This window comes from Nostoc sp. (assembly GCF_036917155.1).
Lineage (GTDB): Bacteria > Cyanobacteriota > Cyanobacteriia > Cyanobacteriales > Nostocaceae > Nostoc.
On record NZ_JBALDZ010000079.1, the window covers coordinates 192,882 to 214,843 of the forward strand.

The following is a 21,962-nucleotide window of genomic DNA, read 5'->3' on the forward strand; positions in this document are numbered from 1 at the left end:
ATATCAATTACGTTTTGCTGGAATCCCCCAAATCTTGATTTGTTGATCAAATCCACCACTGGCAAGGATTTTACCATTGGGACTAAAAGCGATCGCACTTACCCAGTCTTTATGTCCAATCAGGGTATTTATTAACTCCCCTGTAGTTAAATTCCACAATTTAATTCCATCTCTGCCGGCACTAGCAAGGGTTTGTCCATCGGGATTAATGGCGATCGCATTTACCCAGTTATTATGTCCTGTAAAGGTGCGGACTAATTCTCCAGTATTAATATTCCACTGTTTTATGGTGCGATCGCGGCTAGCACTAACTAATGTTTCTCCATCTGGTGTAAAGATGACGGCACTAACAGCATTAGAATGAGCTACTGATTCACGGATTAATTTACCAGTACTCAAATTCCACAGCTTGATTACACCCTTATTATCACCACTGGCTAAGGTCTGGCCATCAGGACTAATCGCCAGAGTATAAATCAAATTATCAAAGCTTACTAGAGTCCCTAGAGGGCGCTGCTGTAGTAAATCCCAGAGACGAATCCCATCCAAAGCTCCACTGATGAGAATTTTACTATCAGGAGACACCGCTAAAGATAATACGTTACTGGTATGTCCAACAAAAGAGCGGCTAAATCTAAAATTTTTCAGGCTCCAGAGGTTAATTGTATTGTCATCACTACAGCTAGCGAGGGTTTGACCATCTGGCGAAATCACTAAAGATTCTATGGCGGCTTTGTGTGCTTTGTTAATATCCGCCAACTTTTTGCCGTTTGTTGGATTCCACAGACGAATTACACCCTCGTTTTCTGCACCTCCACTCACAAGAATTCTGCTATCTGGACTGAAAGCGAGGGATTTGACAGTTCCGTTATGTCCTCTAAGTGTGTAAAGCAATTGGGCATTAGCAAAGCTGTTAGTAGCTTGGGAGTTTGGCGTTACTTCAATGGCAGCATGAGCCTGATGAATGTAAAATCCTTTCCAGATAGTCACTGGAAGAGCAACAGCTGCCATAAATGCCAAGATAATATACGGTTGCAGAAAATTACCGCCACCTCTTCCCTCACTACTCACTCTTTTTCCTCACTTTTATAGATACAGTTAAACCCAACAAATTTTGCAGAGTTATTTGGTAATAACTCTGCAAATTCTTAAAGAGGCGGTTTTTTCTTAGAAACGCTTAACATTGGTAAAGGCGTACTAGAAGAAGAACGAGAGGGCAAATAATGTTGCACTACAGGTTCCTCTGGTAAAGGACGACGCTGCTGTAAACGCCACAACTTAAAGCCTAGCGCTATCCCTGCCGTTCCCAAACCAAAAGCAAACAAAGACCAGCTATCATTCAATCCGCCAATCAGAGCATCCATAACGCCCATCGTCATCAATACACTGATTAGTGGCTCTTTTCGGTAGGTTGACTTCAAAAAACGAGGTAATACAGCATTCATCACAGCTTGGTTGGTTCCAGTTCACCTTTTGTGTATATTTACCAAGAATACCTCACCCGTAATTCGCCTTTCTCATCCAAGGCAGACACTAATTTATGATTTTCTTTAGTAGGGGAGGAAGTTTACTCATTAATCGCCTTGTATCAGCTAGTTGCAAGTTTATGATATTTCCATCAAAAATAGGTATTTCGATTCCTCTCTTGCTTACATTCTAGGGCAATTATTTATGAATAAGGAATAAGAGTTAAATAACATACAATGTATGTCCTTGGTTTACCTCACCCTCAACCCCTCTCCTGATAAAGAAGAGAGAAGCTAGAGACAGAATGAAGTTTTGCATCTTATTTAATCCACGTTCCTAAGTCTAATTAAAGTATCTAGGGCGAAGTACTCCGCTATCAATTTATAGAAGTCAAAACCAACTGGTTGTTCCAGCTGGTTGAAACTCTTTTGATTACTAGCTTACAACTTCAAAATTGTGCTTGTTGATGGCACTACTTTAGACCCAGCCATGATAGCACCCCTTGATTACTTGTATATTCAATCACCAGCATCAAAGCAAAGCCAATCATTGCTGCTCGACCATTCAAGCGTTCGGCATATTCGTTAAAGCCAAACTTAGGCTCTTCTAGTTTAGGTGTAATCGTTGGTTGTGTTTGTGTCATTTTTTTAGAAACCTTTTTTCGGCAAACGGGAATTGATATCAGACTTCTGGCAGAAGTCGGGGAAAGTGGGGTAAAGGTTAAAGGAATAGACTTGTTCTTTTACCCTACACTTGGTAGCTTATAAGACCGATTGCAGTGCTTGAACGCCAAGATAACTTGAGAAATTCAGCAAAAGCTTCCTAATCGGGAGCTATACAATCGCTCTTTTAATAAATTGTTACTATTCTTTATATATTGTATAAATACTGGGGCAATAGTCAAGGGTAAGAGTTTGCGGCTACTCAGATTTAATTGAGAAACTTAGAACACAGATTAATTATCTCTAATCCAGCTATCTGTAATAGGTCAGCAGCAAGAGGAAAGTAGCAAGCTGGAAATTGGCAGGCTACAGTTAAACAAAAAAAATTATCAGAGGCGATATATGGAAATTGGTGTTCCTAAGGAAAATAAAGATCAAGAGTTTCGGGTAGGGTTAAGTCCTTCTAGTGTGCGGGTGCTGCGAGAAAATGGTCATAGCATCTTTGTGCAGACACAAGCAGGTAATGGCGCTGGTTTCTCCGATGACGACTACAGAAGTGCTGGAGCCGAAATTGTCCCCACATCAGAAACGGCTTGGAATCGGGAATTAGTTGTTAAAGTCAAAGAGCCACTGACCTCTGAGTATAATTTTTTGCAGAAAGGGCAGATATTATTTACTTATTTACATTTAGCAGCCGATCGCAAGTTGACAGAGCATTTAATTGATTGTGGCACTTGTGCGATCGCTTACGAAACTGTAGAACAACCAGGCCCTAACAGATTACCCTTGCTCACCCCCATGAGCGTGATTGCCGGTCGGCTAGCAGTACAATTTGGGGCCAGATTCTTAGAACGCCAACAAGGTGGTAGAGGTGTTCTTTTAGGCGGTGTCCCTGGAGTGCAACCGGGCAAAGTCGTAATTTTAGGTGGCGGTGTTGTCGGCACAGAAGCAGCTAAAATTGCAGTGGGCGTGGGTGCGATCGTGCAGATTTTAGATGTAAGTGTCGAACGCTTATCTTATTTAGAAACTCTTTTTGGCTCTAGAGTCGAATTACTTTACAGCAACTCTGCTCATATTGAAGCCGCAGTCAAAGAAGCCGATTTGCTCGTCGGTGCAGTTTTAGTGTTAGGACGTAGAGCGCCAATACTAGTATCTCGTGAATTGGTCAAACAAATGCGTCCTGGTTCAGTAATAGTTGATGTAGCCGTTGACCAAGGTGGTTGTATAGAAACCTTACACCCCACATCCCACACAAATCCGGTATACGTTGAAGAGGGTGTGGTGCATTATGGCGTTCCCAATATGCCAGGAGCAGTACCTTGGACAGCAACTCAGGCACTTAATAACAGTACATTACCTTATGTTGTCCAGTTGGCGAATTTGGGAATTAAGGCACTGGAAGTTAACCCAGCATTAGCTAAGGGTGTGAATGTGCAGAATCATCACTTAGTACATCCGGCTGTGCAAGAGGTATTCCCTGACTTAGTAAATTAAGGTGTGCAAGTGTCAGGCGATCGCTTATTTTAATGGTGGTAGCGATCGCTAATTAGACTAATTTCCTTGCCTTATGCGCGGATGGATAGGTGTACAAAATGAGAAGGAGCAAAAAAGGCTGTACGCTCCATCTATACAAGGCTTTGAGGGCAATCATACCTTTAAACCATCCGCGCACCTTATAGGGACTGTGTTTCAGCGATTTGCATCTTGTGCTATGACTATTCCTTGTGTTATGATTTTCTTATTCGCGCAACCGAACCTTGAAAACCAAATACAGCAGTGCTTTCAGACACCAGCGATTGCAATTAACCTAAATCCCTATTAGGGATTGAAACTATATCTGCAATGCTAGGCATTATGATTCATCCGTATTGCAATTAACCTAAATCCCTATTAGGGATTGAAACAAATTTCGATGGTGTTGATACTCCAGGTATTGGATTGCAATTAACCTAAATCCCTATTAGGGATTGAAACTAATACCAGTGCATCTAGACCTTAAAATTTTAGCATTGCAATTAACCTAAATCCCTATTAGGGATTGAAACTACGCATCTGGACAGGTAACTGTGGGCGGCGTATTGCAATTAACCTAAATCCCTATTAGGGATTGAAACCCAGCCAAAAGGTGGCGCACTCAGACAGACATATATTGCAATTAACCTAAATCCCTATTAGGGATTGAAACAGCGGTAACGGCTACGCCCTTCAGGCGTTTAGCCGCATTGCAATTAACCTAAATCCCTATTAGGGATTGAAACGCTTCAACGTTGAAATCCCCATAGTCATCCATTATTATTGCAATTAACCTAAATCCCTATTAGGGATTGAAACTGTGCGATCGCACCGGGAAACCGACTGAACGCGAACATTGCAATTAACCTAAATCCCTATTAGGGATTGAAACTCTAACAACATCTCCGTTGGCTTGGATATCCCATATTGCAATTAACCTAAATCCCTATTAGGGATTGAAACTTTGCAGCTTGCGCGAAATCAATCGGGTATTGAATTGCAATTAACCTAAATCCCTATTAGGGATTGAAACCAGATACCGTCAAAATGCCATCTGTCATATTTTCTTCATTGCAATTAACCTAAATCCCTATTAGGGATTGAAACTTCGCCATACTCACCAATATCCATTTTGAGTACAATTGCAATTAACCTAAATCCCTATTAGGGATTGAAACAATCTCGATGATTTTGAAATTTAACTTACACACATTGCAATTAACCTAAATCCCTATTAGGGATTGAAACAAGATTTCCGATGGAGAAGTTGGTAAAATTTACATTGCAATTAACCTAAATCCCTATTAGGGATTGAAACATCTAATGTATATATTCAACTTTTATCTGGTAAATATAATTGCAATTAACCTAAATCCCTATTAGGGATTGAAACGTACTTATTTACTTTTTTGGTATCAGCGATCGCCAATTGCAATTAACCTAAATCCCTATTAGGGATTGAAACCAACCTCCTCTGGTTTGTATGCAGGAGCCTGAAATCATTGCAATTAACCTAAATCCCTATTAGGGATTGAAACCTGTGGTGGTTGCGGTAATCAATTGTCCAGAGGCGTTGGATTGCAATTAACCTAAATCCCTATTAGGGATTGAAACGTTACTAGCAATGAATGCTAGCGAAAGGAATAAGAGAATTGCAATTAACCTAAATCCCTATTAGGGATTGAAACTACTGTGGATACTGAAGGCTTGGATAAGTATACGTCAGATTGCAATTAACCTAAATCCCTATTAGGGATTGAAACACGGAAAAACCGCAGCCAAGGCTAGATCAATTCTTCGATTGCAATTAACCTAAATCCCTATTAGGGATTGAAACAGGACTAGCCAACGAAGCTGGAGAAGTATCAGGGATTGCAATTAACCTAAATCCCTATTAGGGATTGAAACAAACTCAACGCAAAAAGATGCTTGGAAATGGGATTATTGCAATTAACCTAAATCCCTATTAGGGATTGAAACGATACTGAGCAAAAACAACTGGCGGATAAATTAGCATTGCAATTAACCTAAATCCCTATTAGGGATTGAAACGAAAATCCGATCACTGAAAAAACAGCAATCACGAATTGCAATTAACCTAAATCCCTATTAGGGATTGAAACCAAAAGCAAATTGCAGTTATCAGCCAGGACACGGCGAATTGCAATTAACCTAAATCCCTATTAGGGATTGAAACACTCATCAGTACAAGGATTTGAGCCACCTTGCAGACTAGCATTGCAATTAACCTAAATCCCTATTAGGGATTGAAATTGGGAAGAACTGGACGCTAACAACAAATGTTCAGAAAGCGACCAATACCGAATGGCACTAAGAAAAGGTGAAACCTCGCCAGGGCAGGGTGTTGGGGGTAGGGTGTAGGGTGTAGGGTGTAGTGTTTCAGACAATTTCAATGCCAGTACGTCAAGGAGTTCAACATCTTCTTAATTCCCCACACCCTACACCCTACACCCCACACCCAAAAGCTAGGAATAGCAGGGATTTACGCTTTTCTTAGTGCCATTCCGACCAATACCAATTCCCAGTCCCGAATCCCCAGTCCCCAGTCCCTTTCACACAGGTTGGGGTTTGAGTAAATCTGTTTTGGTAACAAATTCACTGAATGTACTTGCAACTTGCTGCGGTAATGTGATGCCTGCGGCGGGCGTAGCCAACGCTGGCGTTTGCACTGGTAAGCGAGGAAACAGTAATTCTGCGACTCGATAGGCTTCTTCGAGATGAGGATAACCTGAGAAAACGAAGGTATCAATTCCTAAATCGGCATATTCCAGCATCCGTGCTGCAACTGTGTCTGGATCTCCGACTAAGGTAGTACCAGCACCTCCACGCACTAAGCCAACACCTGCCCATAAGTTGGGGCTAATTTCTAAGTTTTGGCGATTGCCGTTATGCAGTTGAGCCATACGGCGTTGTCCTTCTGATTCAGATTGAGCAAACTGCTGATGTGCAGCGGCTATGGTTTCATCATCGACATACTGAATCAGTTCATTAGCTGCATCCCAAGCTTGTTGCGTAGTTTCGCGGACTATAACGTGCATCCGAATTCCAAAACGTACCGTTCTACCTTGTTCTGCTGCTAATTGACGTACCTTGGCAATTTTTTGAGCAACTTGATCTGGTGGTTCACCCCAAGTTAAATATACATCAATGTGTTTGGCAGCAACTTGGATAGCGGCATCCGAAGAACCACCAAAATATAAGGTGGGATAAGGCTTTTGTACGGGAGGAAATTGAAGTTTAGCGCCTTTAACTTTTAGATGACGACCATTAAAGGTTACTTCGTCACCTTGCATGAGCGATCGCCAAATTGTCAAAAACTCATCTGTGAGTTCATAACGCTGATCGTGATCTAAGAAAATTCCATCTTTAGCAAGTTCTTTGGTGTCGCCACCTGTCACCACATTCAGAATAATTCGACCGTTAGAAATCTGGTCAAAGGTAGCAGCCATCCTGACTGCTAATGAAGGCGACATAATTGCCGGACGAAAGGCGACAAGAAACCGCAAGCGTTCTGTAACTGAAATTAAGGAAGTCGCAACAATCCAAGTATCTTGTTTTTGTCCAGTACCAATCAACATTCCACCATAGCCCAATTTATCAACAGCTTGGGCGATTTGCTGCATGTAGGGATAAGTGGCTGCTCGTCTGCCAATTGTAGTACCTAAATAACGTTCATCTCCCTGTGTCGGCAAATACCAAAAAACTTCCATATTCCTATCTCCTGACGCTATTTCTGACTGATGGTTTCTGGTGTGATGGCTGCATATTGTTCGCTAGTCAGCATCGCTTCCTTAATACTGATGGGTTTAGGAATCACTTTTTCTTTGGCAAACAAATCTGCAATCTTCTGTTGATTTTCCATGATTTCTGGCGTAATTGGTCTTAACCCATAAGTTCGCCTTTCAACCATTGTTGTTAAAATATCTTCATCAATTTTGAGGTGAGGAATAGTCAGTTTTACAACTTCTGCTCGGTTTTGCTCACCCCATTTACCTGTGTTATCGATTTCCTCAAGAACTAATCGCACTAATTTCGGATTTTCTGTGGCAAATTTTCGTGCAGCCATGTAATATCCGCCCTGAGTAGCAATACCACTAGCATCTCGCAAAACGCGAGCATTTGCCTTTTTTTGGGCCACAGCTAAATAAGGGTCCCAAGTTACCCAAGCATCAATTTTTCCTTGAATAAAAGCATCGCGGGCTTCTGAAGGAGGCAGGCTAATGGCTTGAATATCACTATATTTCAAACCAGCCTCTTCTAAAGCTTTGATCAATAAGTAATGTGAAGCAGAACCCTTTTGAAAAACGACTTTTTTACCTTTGAGGTCGGCTAAAGTGCGAATTGGTGAATTGTTTTGGACAATAATTCCACTGCCTTTACCAGTGCTAGGTTTATTGCTAGCAACATAGACTAAAGATGTACCAGCCGCTTGGGCAAAAATTGGGGGAGTTTCGCCGACAGAACCAATATCAACCCTACCAACATTCATCGCTTCCATTAGTTGTGGCCCTGCGGCAAACTGTGCCCATTCCACGGAAACACCTAAAGGCTTTAGACGTTTTTCAATCAATCCTTTCAGTCTGACGATATCCCCAGAACTTTGATATCCCATCCGCACAACTTTGGCTTTCAAACCAGTGGTTTGATTTTCTGAGTTTGGGGTTTGGACTGAGCAACTGATTAAGGTTGTTGAGATTGTTAATAACCCAGGTAATAGGAATAGTGAAAAACGTTGGAAAATCTTAACCCGTGGCTGTTTGAAGGCGATAATCATGGATGTGATACTTTGTTTTTATTTGGTTTTGACTATTTGGTTAATACTTGCCGATTTTCAATCGTAGAGGCGCACATTTGTGCGCCTCTAGCGAATAGCCCTGGCGAATAGAATTCGCGGCTACACTGGCATTGTCCGCCTCCGCGGACTAAGGTCAAATCAAGGTTTTGAAACCCAGGATCGGTAGCTTTTGTTTGTGTAGACGCGGTTTCTAACCGTCCGTTTCGGGTTAAGTTGACACTTTTTGAAGCTGAAGGTTCTTTTGGAACAATTCTTGAACGTTTTTCCAAGCATCGGCAGCAGCTTCGGCATTGTAGCTGGCGCGATGGTTGCAGAAAAAGCCATGTCCTGCTCCCGAATAGCGGAAGATGGCATGGGGAATTTGATGTTTCTTCAATTCGGCCTCAATTTGTTCTGTTTGTTCCAAGGGGATTCCCTGATCGTCAAGGCCAAAGAAGGCGTAAATGGGGCCTTTAATATCGGCAGTGCGGGTGATGGTTGGTTCTCCACCGCCGGGAGTTGAGTTGGGAATACCACCACCATAGAAAGAAGCTGTAACTTTAATATCTGGTAAAGTAGCAGCGAGATAAACGACGTGGCCGCCAAAGCAGAAACCAATGGAGCCGATCGCATCTCCTTGCACATTTGGTAGAGTTCTTAAGTAAGCGATCGCAGCTTTAATATCACTCAATATTTCCTCTGCTGTTGTTTGTTCCTTATAACCTCTCCCTTGCTGGACATCCTCAGGGGTGTATCCACCCTCAAAACCGGGGGCGGTGCGTTGAAATAAAGTCGGTGCGTAGGCGAAGCCCGTCGAAGACATCGCCACATACCCCTCTTTGGCAAATTTCTCAGCAACTTCCCGAATGTGAATATTCACCCCAAAAATTTCCTGAATCACGATCACGGCTGGGAAGGTTCCCTTTTGGGCTGGTTCAGCTAAGTAAGCATCAATCTGCAAATCTCCGTTAGGAACTTTAACTTGAGCGGTGCGAATTTCTGTGTTTGTCATCTTAGGGATTAGCCTTTAATTGCTTTAAGGACGAAATGTTTTATGGTAAACTTTCTAGGATACTACTTAAATAATACCGATTTCCCGTAGTTTTAAGAGTAGTATTTCACAAACAATGTCCAAAGGCAAGTCATTTGATTTAGATGTAGATGAATATAAGACCGTACCAAGAATCTGATGCTGAATCAGTCAGTGCGCTATGGGATGAGGTGTTTCCTAATAACCCATCGCATAGCAGCCCAAAATTGGTAATCAGTCAGAAGCTTGCTGTACAGCCTGAGTTGTTTTTCGTTGCTGAGATTAGCTCTGTAATTGTAGGTACTATCATGGCGGGATATGACGGACATCGCGGTTGGCTATTGTGACCATTTTGATTTTTCTTTATGAGTGCCTTTTAACCTTTTACTTTTGCCTTGTTCGGTCACATAAGCTTTTGGTGAGTTGGAACAGAAAAACTTTAGAAATACGCCAGTAATACTACAAAAGGTGATTGTAGCGTTACCAAATTTAACCCAAACTCGGAGAAAAATTTATGAAGCTTAATGCAGTTCATCATATTCAGGTAACTTATCCTCAAGAGGTGGAGGATGCAATGCTGTTTTTCTACAGCAAAGTTTTGGGATTGACTGAAATTCCCAGACCTGAAGTAATTAAAAACGATTCAGGAGCCTGGTATAAATTGGGAGATATTGAACTACACATTAGTACAGAGAAAAATACCAATAACCAAGCATCTAGACGACATCATTGTTTTCAAGTCGATAACTTGAACGCCTTTGAAGAACACCTAAAAAGACATGGGGTAGAAATTATTCCCGATCAACGACCACTACCAGGATGCGTAAGATTTTTCCTCCGCGATCCCGGTGGGAATCGTATAGAAATTGCAGAGTTTATCAAGAATACTTTTGGACAGCTACAAACAGAGGAGTTGCTATTAGAAATACATTCAGTAACATTGTCTTAGCTCGACTTTATCCAAAATTAAGAACTTGGTTTTATTTATCCGGCAAAAACCCTAGCTTTTTGGCAAATACTGTCCCATAAAGGTTTCAACGATAGCGATCGCGTCGCGTTGAAGAAGAATTCAGCTATTCTGAATTCAGGAGTCAGAATCAATCAGTGGGGGATTCAGACCCGCCACTGATTGAAGACCACTAAATCTTCGATTTAGTGGGGGTCTTAAACCCCTTGATTCATCCGCCAGTCGCACAAAAAACATTGCTGAATTCTGGCTCCTGACTCCTGAATTCTGTTTTGATAAAAATGGATAAAGTCGGGCTAACAAGCGATAAGTTTTGCGGTAGGGTTAAGAGGATGTTTGAAAAGTTTTGGGCGAATATAATTCGCTACTACACTAGCATTGTCCGCCTCCGCGGACTAACACAAAATTAAGTTTTCAAGTCTCGTGTAGCCGCGATTTCTAATCGCCAGGGCTAGTAATAAATTAGACTTTTCAAACAACCTCTAAAATCCCCATTGCAAAACTTAATCATGAATTGTGAATTAAATCATATATTTTTGTAAGTTTCACACTAAAGATAGAAGTATTTTCGGAATGAGCGTACACATCTGTATACTCATAAATGGTGAGATTAATTTAGAGGAAAATAACTTATGTCTGATTTAATTAACAAACAAATCATCCTTAAAAGTCGTCCAGTTGGCGAACCAAAAGAGAATGATTTTGCTCTAGTAGAAACACCAACTCCCGAACCGGGTGAAGGCGAAATTCTTAGTCGCACCATTTATCTATCTCTTGACCCTTATGTGCGCGGTAGTATTAGTGCAGGCAAGTCTTATGCTGCACCAGTAGAGTTGGGTTCAGTTATCATTGGTGGTACAGTCAGCCAAGTAATTAAATCAAATCATCCTCAATTTCAAGTAGGGGATTTTGTTCTTAACAGTAACGGTTGGCAAACTTATGCTCTATCTAAGGGTGATACACTGCGTAAACTTGATCCCACTCAGGCACCTTTATCCTATAGTTTAGGTGTACTGGGTATGCCTGGTCTGACTGCTTATGCTGCTCTGCTTGATATCGGTCAACCGAAAGAAGGTGAAACTGTTGTGGTTTCAGCTGCTTCTGGCGCTGTCGGTGCGGTAGTAGGTCAAATTGCCAAAATCAAAGGTGCGCGAGTAGTAGGAATTGTTGGGAGTGACGATAAGCGTGATTATATAGTCAAAGAATTAGGTTTTGATGTTGGCATTAATCGCAAAACTCAAGAACTTGATTCAGCCCTCAAAGAAGCTGCTCCTAATGGCATTGATGTTTACTATGACAATACCGCAGGTGTAATTTTAGAAGCTGTGTTGCAGCAGATCAACCTTGGGGCCAGAATTCCACTAGTAGGTTTGATTTCGGAGTATAACGCTACATCTACTCCACCAGGGCCTAATTTAAGACCACTGCTAGTCAAGCGAGCCTTGATTAAAGGTTTTTTAGTTCGTGATTACCAACATCGGTTTAATGATTTTTTACATGATGTTTCTGGGTGGTTACAGTCTGGTCAACTCAAGTATAAAGAAGATGTAGCTGATGGTTTAGAGAAGGCTCCTACTGCATTCATCGGTTTACTTCGAGGTGATAATTTTGGCAAGTTGATTGTTAAGGTCAATGATGACCCAACAACAGCTTAAAAAGATCCCCGACTTCTTGAAGAAGTCGGGGATCTGAATCTCTCAAATTATTTCCAGACGGGCGAAAATTTTGGCATACCAATGAATAAAGGGGAGCAAATTGTTGGAAATCAGCGTCAGGAGTAGATAATCCAACTAAAGTTTTAGGTGTAACTAGATGCACAATGGTTTTAGGAGTAAGCTGCCACTACTGCTGACATTCTGCTTATTTACTAGCTTTTTGCCTGCCTCTGGTTCAGTTTTATGTCCAGCCGTTGCCTCTGACGAATACTATAAAGTAGCCAGAAATTATCGCAGAGACGGACGCACAGGAACCGATGGGCGATCGGGTAGAGATGGTAGCAGCGGTGAAAACCAAAACATTTTTGTCAATGGTTCACCTGTAAATCTTGATTTGCCGGGTAAAGATGGTGAAGACGGGGAAGACGGAGAACATGGCGATCAACCTGATTGTGGTTCCCAACGCGAACGCGTCAGCCACGATATAAACGCCCCAAATGGTGGTAATGGCGGCAACGGTGGTAAAGGAGGAAATGGGGGAAATGGTGGTTCCCTAACAGTCTATTACAGCAACTTGGCAGATTTACGAAACATTTCCATTAGGGCAACTGGTGGAAAAGGCGGGCGTGGCGGTCGAGGTGGTAATGGTACGCAGGGTTGTAACTGTCACAGACGCAGTTGGGAAGTGAAAACATGTCAGGGAACTCCTGGTAGCCCTGATTACAAGTGTACTGAAAAGGTTTATCGATGTAGTGACGGTAGCGATGGGCGAGATGGCAGTGATGGTAGCGATGGTAGCCAAGGACGCTTAGGAACTTTGAGTATTGTCAATAGCAAGGAAGCTTTGGCAGTTGATAATCCAACTGTGCAGCTAGCAATTTCGCAACTGGTAAACAAACAGTTCAACCTCTCGAAGAACAAGTGGAATCAACGCATAGGGGCAGCTTCTCTACTTGCGCCTGGTGCTGCGATCGCTGATGATTATCGAGAGTTTGAACAACGACTAGAAGAGGCTTTTCAAATAGTTTGGCAAGAAAGACAGCCCATCAACAGCTTTGAGAATCAAGCTGTAACACTGAATTTAACTGATAACAAACAAGTAGAAATTACTTTTTCTGAGGAATTATGGGTTGAGGGTAGTAGCAAGAGTGAGGCTAACTTAACAACATTTACCGTTAACCATGCCATTCCCAAAAAAGATGTCACCCGGTTAGCTGTGGCAGAATTTGCCGATGCTGGACAAAACCTTAACTTAAAAATAGTGGATTTGGCAGCCAAGTCTGATGCTATTAATACTCAGTTTCGCGTGAAATTCCGCTCCCAGGATAGCTTACACGGTTTTTCTGGCTACAAAACTGAATACGAAGGGGATATTCCTAACGAACTTGTGACTCGTGACTACAATCGTTTTACTCTAGCTTTGGGCAAGCTGAAAATTCCTGACGAAGCTTTACGCCCTGGTGTCAATGTTGATATTGAAGTTATAGCAACTCGTTCATTGGGAATACGTTCTGCCAAGCAAACTATTAGCTGGCAAGGTGCAATCCGCAAGCCTAAATAAAGTTCAAGAAGATTTTTTCCCGTCTGAAACCATTTGCGAGAGAATATAGGCTGCGAAATCTAGTAACTGATCCAGCAAAAAACCAATAATCCCGATGTAGATGATTACCTGAATTATATAATCAGTATTGCCAGCTTTATAAGCTTCCCAAAGAGTAAAGCCAAGTCCTTTTGGGCCTGTTAACATTTCTGTGGCGATAACTATAAACCAGGCTACCCAAATGCTAACTTTCAAGGCATGAAATATATGAAAAATAGCTACTCGAAAGTTATTATTCTGTCTCTGAAAATGCCGCATACCTATTGCCATATTAATGATCATCGTCCAGAGAGTTCCTAGAAAAACTACTATAATAGCAGCCGAGTCACTCTCTTGAAACGCTATTAAGGCAATAGGTAGCAAAGCTATAGGAGGAATACTATGCGGTATCTGAAATATCAGCCTAAATAGCTGATAAATCATGCTATTCATACCGATTAAATATCCGATGAAACTACCCAATACAGCGGCTGGAATGTAACCGACAAATAACCGTTGTAGGCTAGCTAAAATGTCTAAAAACATATTATTTTCTCTGCCTCAGTTCTCATAGAAAACATTTGGGAAATACTGCGGCATCAACACAAAACAGCAGATAAAAAAGTGTATTTAATTACACACACTGATTTTTGATTGCTACAAGATTTTTTATATCTTCTCCTTATTAAGGACTAATTCAAAAACTAGGTATGATTACGATTTGCGAGGAGTAGTACAAAGAAGAGGTAAAGTTTGGCTTTACTAAACTTTATCAGAAAAGCAAATCCTGATTAGTAAATTCAATACAATTTCCAGAATTTACTTGCTTGATGATTACACTAAGTATGAATATCTACAATTTTTAATCCTAAATAAATAGCTAATTTTGTTACTAGCAATACAGAATATAGCGCAATATGGTTCAGTTAAGAAAAATTGTAGGTTTGGTGAAGCAAAATGCCACCCAACCAAGCCCTAGAAATGTTGGGTCTACGTTCCTCAACCCAACCTAGACAACTGAAGGTTTTTGAGACTAACTGAACGGTATCAACCTTAAAGTGAAATGGTATTAAGTAAGTCGGTGAGAAAAATTCAATGTATATGAAGAAATATAAATTAGCTGTCGGGTGTGTTATGCCTTATAGCAACGCACCTGAGATTGTTGACGGTGCGGCGCTTGGCGACAATACACCCGACATTAAAATTCCTTAACATAGCTGGAAATATTAGCACCGACTTACTTATACCAATTCTGTATGAAGATACAATAATACCCCCCTGTAGTCCTCCCAAGGCATCGGGGGTGAATTATATGCAGCTTCACAAAAAAATGGTATTAGGAGGGATAAATAAGTGCCTAAAATCACAGCCAATCACTTTTCAAGCAACCTCTAAGATTTAGTTAGGAGGAATCGATGGATCGCTTACTGGTGGATTGTCTTGTTTGGTTAAAAGGGGTGGTTCACATAACTTATCTTCTTTCGATGGAGATTCTGGATCTTTAGTCATACCATGCTGCTCTTGCCCTCTAAGTCCAAGATATGTTGCAGCACTGATTCCTTGCAATGTCAGAAGTGTATCATCAAATTCCGGCATTGCCAGATTTTTAATCACCTCCAAAACAAAGAATAGTCCGATCGCAACTGTCCAAATAAATGTTTGAAACCGATGAAAGTTTATTCCATTGATATCCGATAATATATCAGTGAAAAAACCTTCAGAAATGCCTTGACTACCTTTTCTATTTTCTTCATTACCCTGCCCATCAATTAAGGAAGTACCAAATGCAGTTACAGAGTTAATTCCTAATAAAATTAGTGATTGCCGAGTTAAAATGTTAGCATAATCCCCTGTTATGCCGTAGATAATCAAGTAAGAACCAAAAATTAGAAACGTCCAAAAAGCAAGTTGAGATATCGAGAGACTGAACGGGTTTTTGTTCAACTTTTTTCTACCAAGAAAAAACTGAGCAATTCGGCTCTTCCGAGTTTCCTTTTGAACTTCAAGCTTTTGTGGGATTAACAGTTCCTCGCCATCGATTACTTCTTTTTTAGAGTAAGCTCCTTCTATTCCAGGGCTACGAAGGGTGTTTCGGCAATACCTAATGAATATTAATGCAATAGCCAGAAGCAAAATCAGACACAGCCAAAATCGCCACGATAACAGAACTATTTTTAATTTAGGAGGTGATAGAGGATTGCTCACCGGAATCGCCAGTTTCTTGGGACAGCCTACTCCCGCGATCACGTTAATACTGTATCTGCTTCCTTGACCAAGAAGCGTATTCCATGCAGCTTGAGATGAGTTGGTACGTTTCAGGAGAAAGGCTAACCAATTATCATCAACAATTTTGCTTTTATCTTTATCCGGAACCATGACGGTGACTGGTTCTCCGTGGACATGCTCTAGTTCATAGCCATCTAGGTACAACACTAATTGACGAGGATCAAATGGATTTTTAGCCGTTGCATTTCTGGTTGCTGCTGCTAATCCTTCAACTCTTATCCTGATGCGATCGCCCATTGTAACTTGGCTGCGATCGTTGTCAGCAATAACTTGTTGAGTTTTAAGATTAGGAGGCACTGAACAGACTTGAGGCGATGCAAAATCCACAACAGGGACATCTGAACTATCTTGAGCAATTACTGCAAAGTTGATAGAAACAATCAACAGAAAAACCAATAGAAAAATAGCAGTAAATTTTTTAGCGTTTTTATACATCGCTCGCTATTCCACCAACAGTGATTACTATGTCGGTAGTGTAACCATACTTGAGTGATTCTGTATATTAAAAAACTTGTCATGCGATGTGCAACTTATCGGGAGCATCTCAATGAGTGTAAAAACACGCCTGCCCTGGCGAATGGAATTCGCGCGCTAGTTGCTCATGGGGGAAACCCCCTTGGCGCTAGCCTCTCCCTTTGGGAGAAGACCGCACTGGCTTGGCTATACAAACAAAACCCACCTCCGTGGGTTTCAAATTCTTTGAGTCCGCGTAGGCGGACGAAAGTTTGTGTAGCCGCGATTTCTAATCGCCTGGTATATTTGCTTGTCTTTATAACCCAATACCCTTGGGTTAAGGGTTATTGGTGTAGATAATTGGTCTAGAGAAGACGCGATAAATCGCGTCTCTACATCAGGGTTTTGTTGCTCTATCTGAACTGTATTGCATCCATAGGGGCAATACCCTGCGGGAAGCCGCAACTCTTGGAGACGCACTTGCGTTCGCGTCTACATGAATTGCCCTTACACCTTGCGATATAACGGAAATGTTATAGCACATCGTAGGAATTACTGGATTTTACTCTCTTATGGATAGCAAAAGGATACAGAAGCAAAGCAGGCTAAAAATTTTATTTTATTGATTTGTTAGGTAACTTTCACTATTTTAAATGTATAATCTATTATTTATTTATATTTGTCGAATGTATAATCTATCATTCAGTCTAATTTATATTCACCTCTATTACTTGTTTCTCGGTTGAGATTGTGGAAGATAAAGTATCTTCTTTGAAAACATAAGACAGTATCACCTAGTACTCATTTATTAACGGAGTTAGTAAAGCTGTAATTACCTGAATTTCTACTTCAAAAATCATGAGCCATTATATGGATAGTTAGCACGTTCCCGGCACTATCCAATGTCTCAAGACTTATTAAACTCCTTTCAAGAAGCATACAGCAATCTCGAACTATTTCCGTTGATGGAACAGAACGAAATGGAAAGATTTAGAGTCGAATATGGTGATGATTTAATTGCAGACCTGAACCAATTAGTGGAAGATAGTCCTAATGGAGATGGCAAAATTGTCTTTACAGGACATCGGGGATGTGGTAAGTCTACTTTGTTAGCTGAGTTTAGCAGACAAATTCAAGATAAATATTTTGTAGTTCTGTTTTCTATTGCTGACAAAATTGAAATGTCGGCTGTTAATCATATTAATATACTGTTTGCGATCGCAGTTAATTTAATGACAGAGGCAGAAGCACGCAAAGTTGATATTCCGCAATCTACGAAAGAAGCTCTTTATAAGTGGTTTGCTACCCGCACTCGTACTGAAGAATTAAATTTGCAAGCAGAAGCTAGTATAGGTTTTGACCTCTTAAAATTGATTAGCTCTAAATTAAAAGCTGATGCAAGCGTTCGAGATGAAATTAAGCAAGAGTTTGAACGCAAGTTATCAGATTTAGTTGCCAGAATTAATGAAATTGCGGCTCTAATTCAAGCTGCAACTAAACAAAATGTTTTAGTAATTATTGATGATTTAGATAAACTGGACTTAGGTAGAGTTAACGAAATCTATCGAGATAACATTAAAGCTCTTTGTCAACCTAACTTTCAAATTATCTACACTATCCCCATCGCAGTACTTCGGGAAACATTTATCAGCACAATAATTACCACTGAAACCAACGATCAAGTTGTAGCAATGCCTGTCTTAAAAATATTTGATAAAGGTAAGAATCGCTTCCCTAATGCCCAACCCCGCCCAGAAGCAACAAAGATTCTCGGTGAAGTTTTACAAAAGCGGATTTCCAGTGAATTAATCACGCCCGAAACTGCTGAAAAAATTGTGATTTACAGTGGTGGCGTATTGCGAGAGTTAATTCGGATTTCTAAAGAATGTTGCCGCATTTGTTTACGGATGATCCGGCGAAATCCCTCAGCAGAAGTTATCATTGATGATAAAATTCTCCTGCAAGCAATCAATAAAATTCGCAATGATTTTTCTATCCGTTTAGGAAAGGTTGATATAGATATTTTGCAGAGTGTTTATGAACAATTTATGCCCAATGACCCCAAACAAGCAGAGTTTTTAGATTTGCTACACGGGCTATATGTTCTAGAATATCGCACTGATGAAACTTGGTATGATGTTCATCCAATTATTATCGAAAGCTTGAGAAGACAGGGAGCTATTAATGTTAAATGAGGAATTATTAGATGATGAGGGAGAAAATCAAGATGCGTATGATGATTTAATTGTTTCTATTGAAGCTCAAAAGCGGGGACTAAATTTGCTGATTGCGGTTTGCGATGATGCTAGCTTTCGTGATGAGATTATTTCCCAATATGAGGCCGAACTACAACCCGCCTTCCGTCCATATCGAGTAACTTTAGCACGTCAGGAACCAAGCCTCAAAGCTGCTCTTAACCAACTGGTACAACAAGAAGAATATCTCCGTCAGCAGAATCCGACGGTAATCACTGTGACGGGTGCTGAACAACTTTATTTTCTCAGGTTGGGAAAAGAGCAATCAGAACAGGAGAAATTTTTTGGTTACTTACAGTGGACAAGGGAAGGATTGCGCGAATTTCCTTTTGCGATCGTGCTTTGGGTAACTAACCAAATTTTAGTTAGCTTGATTAAAAAAGCTCCCGATTTTTGGAGTTGGCGCAACGGTGTATTCCGGTTTGAATCTAAAAAGACCAATGCTATTCCTGGTAAAGAACTAGAAAATATCCGCTTTGTTTTTAGAGACACAGAATTAGTCAGTACAGATACTAATGAAACTAATCACTTTTTCTTACCCATCCAAGATTTACAAAGGCTAATTGAGAAAGTCGAACAAGAACAGGGAACTAAAGATCCTACGTTGGCTACTTTATATTCAAGATTGGGTGATATTTACCGCAGCAGATTAGAGCGGGGTGAATCTCAATATTACCAAGAAGAACAGGAATTAGCAATTAAATATTGGCGTCAGGCGAGTGAGTTACAAAATGAATTAGGTTTGCAGATAGACTTAGCCACTAGCCTCAACAATTTAGCAGGAATATATCGTGCAATCGGAAACTACAGCGAAGCCGAACCCTTATATAAACAAGCTTTAGAACTGAGAAAACGCCTGCTAGGAGACAACCATCCTTCTTTTGCGACTAGCCTAAATAATTTGGCAGGACTCTACAAATCTACTGGACAATATAATAAAGCGGAACTTTTATATCAACAAGCTTTAGAACTTAGGAAACGCCTGTTAGGAGAAAACCATGCTGATGTTGTCGCTAGTCTGAACAATTTGGCATTACTATATGATGAACAAGGACGTTATGACGAAGCAGAACCTCTATATCTGCAATCATTAGAACTTGAAAAACGTTTGCTGGGCGAAAATCATCCTTCTTTCGCTCTCATACTGAATAATTTAGCGCTACTTTATTATCATCAAGGACGTTACAGTGAAGCTGAACCGTTGTCGCAACAAGCAATAGAATTAGATAAGCGATTTTTGGGAGAAGAGAATCCTGATGTTGCAACAGATTTGCACAATTTAGGTTTAATATACCGCGCTCAAGGACGCTATGAGCAAGCTGAATCAGTGTTTTTGCAATCATTAGAACTCAAGCAGCGTTTATTGCAAAAGGCGCATCCGCTTTTAGCAGATACTATCTATGCTCTTGGTTATATGTACAGAGAACAAGGGCGCTACAATGAGGCGGAACTCTTATGTATAAAAGCCTTAGAACTTGATAAGCACCTATTGGGAGAAAATCATCCCAATGTTGCCGAAAGTCTCAACAATTTAGCAGAAATCTATCGTGCCACACAACGTTACAGCGAAGCTAAACCCCTTTATTTGCAAGCTTTAGATATTTGTGAGCGAGTCTGGGGTGTAAATCATCTCCGTAGTATCACTGTTCGTCAAAATTTAGAAAAACTTGCCGCAGCAATGCAGAATAATGGAGAGTGCGATCGCATAAAATAACCGTGTTGTAGAAAGTGCGATCGCATGAATTCATCAAGTTACGCAGAATACATAGCGCAAGAAATAATACGGACTTAATCATTTCCCCTGAATTTATTTATGGGGATTATCTTTTTACTGCGCTGCTTATACTCGTGCTAATCTGCTAGCGAACCCCGACAAAACCAGCTTGCTCAATTGCCCTTTGCCCTTGGTCAGTTAATAAAAGTTTGGCATAAGCATCCCCAATCTGCTGTTCCCGACCTTTATTCTGTTTAATAATTACAAACAAATTAGCAATTATGGGATAGCTGCCATTTTTGATCGCCTGAGTATTTAGCTGGTTGCGCTGACGTGGACACTGCTCAGGCGACACCATCGGTTCGCGATAGGGGGGAATTAGCTGATCAGAAGTGCTACCCAATGGCAAAGCCTTCACACTACATTGAAATACTACTGAACGAGCCGAAGCATAATACAAACCACCAGGGTTTTTACTGAGTTGGCGCACTGCCTCTGTAGTCGAGTAGACATACTGCACATTAGAGCCAAGTGCTTGCCCCTTCAAGTTGCTGTTACTAGGGAATATTACTGTATCTGCGTCCTCTGGCCGTTGAGAAAAAGCTGTGATGGCTAGGTTTGGCCCACCTACTTGATTCCAGTTCGTAATTTGCCCCAAATAAATTTGCTGCAATTGTTCAACAGTTAAACCCGATACCTTGAGTGATGGATTGACTACCACTGCTACCCCATCCATACCAATCTGACGTTGCTCAAGGGTGAAGCCTCGCTCTTTTGCGATCGCTTGTTCTTCATCTGTAAGAGGGCGGGAGGACTGAGCAAAGTCTAGTTTCCCATCAAGCAACATCCGAATGCCTGAGCTAGAACCAGGGCTACCATTAATAGGGTTTACGTAGCGTAATTGTAGTTCGGGGCGATCGCTCTGGATCTGAGAATCTACCAATTGCCGGATAGATGCCCAAGCTGTACTACCTCCATAGTTGAATGAAGCAGTGGGGACATCATCAACTGTCCCAAAAGTGGATGCATTACTAGAAACGGTTTTGAAACTTTGATTGGAGGAAGAATCAGCGCTGCTGCGGGACGATAAATTCGGCTTCAGTAACCACCAAAGCAATCCGCCAATAACCATAAGTGTCAGCACTTTACCAATAATCAAACCTCTGAGAAATAGTCCGATTTCAGCATTAATTAAAGCTTTTTTTTGATTTGTATTGTCCATTTTTTTAATTTAATATTGTTTATTGTATTTATCTTACAGGAATACCTAAGTATTTATTCTACAGTAATCTTTAAATATTTAGATTTAAAATAAATCTTTCATAAATAGTTAATATCTAGCTTTATCAAACAGAATACATGCGTCATTCGTCAGAATGGGCTAAACGCCCCGCTACCGCTAACAGAATGAATTCTGTATGAAGGGCGGATAGCGAAGCGTTAGCGAGTATTTTCGAGTCGCGTCTTGATTGCTGACTCCTGAATTCAGAATAGCTGAATTCTTCTTCAAGATTGCTACTAGATGATTAACTTTTTCTAATGTGGTGAGACTAAATTTGCTCTTTTTTAGTCTTTGTAATGGTTGCA

The 21,962-nt window shown here is 40.8% G+C and carries 17 protein-coding genes and 1 CRISPR repeat array; of the genes, 7 read left to right on the forward strand and 10 right to left on the reverse strand.

What is annotated here, in order from left to right:
• Positions 1-3 precede the first annotated feature (3 nt).
• The 3 genes from V7K67_RS12200 to V7K67_RS12210 form a co-directional block, all read right to left on the reverse strand.
• Complete coding sequence (locus tag V7K67_RS12200; RefSeq protein ID WP_442943818.1) at positions 4-1,011, reverse strand: WD40 repeat domain-containing protein; 1,008 nt, start codon at positions 1,009-1,011, stop codon at positions 4-6.
• Positions 1,012-1,148: 137 nt separating this feature from the next.
• On the reverse strand, positions 1,149-1,445 hold the full coding sequence (locus V7K67_RS12205) for a hypothetical protein (protein ID WP_334708679.1): 297 nt from the start codon (positions 1,443-1,445) through the stop codon (positions 1,149-1,151).
• Between the two features lie 494 nt (positions 1,446-1,939).
• Positions 1,940-2,110 carry a chlorophyll a/b-binding protein gene (locus V7K67_RS12210; RefSeq protein ID WP_322678521.1) on the reverse strand — a complete coding sequence of 57 codons (171 nt, stop codon included), beginning with the start codon at positions 2,108-2,110 and terminating at the stop codon, positions 1,940-1,942.
• A gap of 421 nt (positions 2,111-2,531) precedes the next feature.
• Here V7K67_RS12210 and ald point away from each other — a divergent pair, with 421 nt between their 5' ends.
• Positions 2,532-3,623: an alanine dehydrogenase gene (gene ald, locus V7K67_RS12215; protein ID WP_334729364.1), complete on the forward strand. Its 1,092-nt coding sequence runs from the start codon at positions 2,532-2,534 to the stop codon at positions 3,621-3,623.
• A 301-nt stretch (positions 3,624-3,924) separates the two neighbouring features.
• Positions 3,925-5,915: direct repeats of the CRISPR family, unit length 37 nt; unit sequence ATTGCAATTAACCTAAATCCCTATTAGGGATTGAAAC.
• Positions 5,916-6,214: 299 nt separating this feature from the next.
• Here the strand turns inward: ald and ssuD are convergent.
• From ssuD to V7K67_RS12230, 3 genes are all read right to left on the reverse strand, one after another.
• A complete protein-coding gene (gene ssuD / locus V7K67_RS12220) occupies positions 6,215-7,372 on the reverse strand; it encodes an FMNH2-dependent alkanesulfonate monooxygenase (RefSeq protein ID WP_334729365.1) in 1,158 nt (385 codons plus the stop codon).
• A 17-nt stretch (positions 7,373-7,389) separates the two neighbouring features.
• Positions 7,390-8,436, reverse strand: coding sequence for a sulfonate ABC transporter substrate-binding protein (locus V7K67_RS12225; protein WP_335166725.1), 1,047 nt, complete (start codon positions 8,434-8,436; stop codon positions 7,390-7,392).
• Between the two features lie 229 nt (positions 8,437-8,665).
• Entirely contained in the window at positions 8,666-9,448 is a 783-nt protein-coding gene (locus V7K67_RS12230; RefSeq protein WP_334731611.1) for a dienelactone hydrolase family protein, read from the reverse strand.
• 149 nt (positions 9,449-9,597) lie between these two features.
• Here V7K67_RS12230 and V7K67_RS12235 point away from each other — a divergent pair, with 149 nt between their 5' ends.
• From V7K67_RS12235 to V7K67_RS12250, 4 genes are all read left to right on the forward strand, one after another.
• Complete coding sequence (locus V7K67_RS12235) at positions 9,598-9,813, forward strand: hypothetical protein (protein WP_334711712.1); 216 nt, start codon at positions 9,598-9,600, stop codon at positions 9,811-9,813.
• Positions 9,814-9,980: 167 nt separating this feature from the next.
• Complete coding sequence (locus tag V7K67_RS12240; protein WP_335166727.1) at positions 9,981-10,415, forward strand: VOC family protein; 435 nt, start codon at positions 9,981-9,983, stop codon at positions 10,413-10,415.
• 650 nt (positions 10,416-11,065) lie between these two features.
• Positions 11,066-12,088 (forward strand): NADP-dependent oxidoreductase, encoded by a 1,023-nt coding sequence (locus V7K67_RS12245; protein ID WP_334731609.1) that lies wholly within the window; start codon positions 11,066-11,068, stop codon positions 12,086-12,088.
• Between the two features lie 157 nt (positions 12,089-12,245).
• Positions 12,246-13,649 carry a collagen-like protein gene (locus V7K67_RS12250; RefSeq protein ID WP_335166729.1) on the forward strand — a complete coding sequence of 468 codons (1,404 nt, stop codon included), beginning with the start codon at positions 12,246-12,248 and terminating at the stop codon, positions 13,647-13,649.
• 3 nt (positions 13,650-13,652) lie between these two features.
• On the opposite strand, the gene V7K67_RS12255 is transcribed toward V7K67_RS12250, so the two are convergent.
• The 3 genes from V7K67_RS12255 to V7K67_RS12265 all read right to left on the reverse strand — a co-directional run bounded on the left by V7K67_RS12255 (position 13,653) and on the right by V7K67_RS12265 (position 16,886).
• Positions 13,653-14,213: an ABC transporter permease gene (locus V7K67_RS12255; RefSeq protein WP_334711716.1), complete on the reverse strand. Its 561-nt coding sequence runs from the start codon at positions 14,211-14,213 to the stop codon at positions 13,653-13,655.
• Between the two features lie 852 nt (positions 14,214-15,065).
• Positions 15,066-16,388, reverse strand: a complete 1,323-nt coding sequence (locus V7K67_RS12260; protein WP_334731607.1) for a hypothetical protein — start codon at positions 16,386-16,388, stop codon at positions 15,066-15,068.
• Between the two features lie 255 nt (positions 16,389-16,643).
• Positions 16,644-16,886: a hypothetical protein gene (locus V7K67_RS12265; RefSeq protein ID WP_334731606.1), complete on the reverse strand. Its 243-nt coding sequence runs from the start codon at positions 16,884-16,886 to the stop codon at positions 16,644-16,646.
• Between the two features lie 422 nt (positions 16,887-17,308).
• On the opposite strand from V7K67_RS12265, the gene V7K67_RS12270 reads away from it, so the two are divergent.
• Together V7K67_RS12270 and V7K67_RS12275 are read left to right on the forward strand one after the other, a co-directional pair.
• Positions 17,309-18,601 carry an ATP-binding protein gene (locus tag V7K67_RS12270; RefSeq protein WP_334731605.1) on the forward strand — a complete coding sequence of 431 codons (1,293 nt, stop codon included), beginning with the start codon at positions 17,309-17,311 and terminating at the stop codon, positions 18,599-18,601.
• Positions 18,591-20,375: a tetratricopeptide repeat protein gene (locus V7K67_RS12275; protein WP_335166731.1), complete on the forward strand. Its 1,785-nt coding sequence runs from the start codon at positions 18,591-18,593 to the stop codon at positions 20,373-20,375. Before V7K67_RS12270 ends, V7K67_RS12275 begins: the two co-directional genes overlap by 11 nt.
• 145 nt (positions 20,376-20,520) lie before the next feature.
• On the opposite strand, the gene V7K67_RS12280 is transcribed toward V7K67_RS12275, so the two are convergent.
• A complete protein-coding gene (locus V7K67_RS12280; protein ID WP_335166733.1) occupies positions 20,521-21,597 on the reverse strand; it encodes a PstS family phosphate ABC transporter substrate-binding protein in 1,077 nt (358 codons plus the stop codon).
• Positions 21,598-21,962 lie beyond the last annotated feature (365 nt).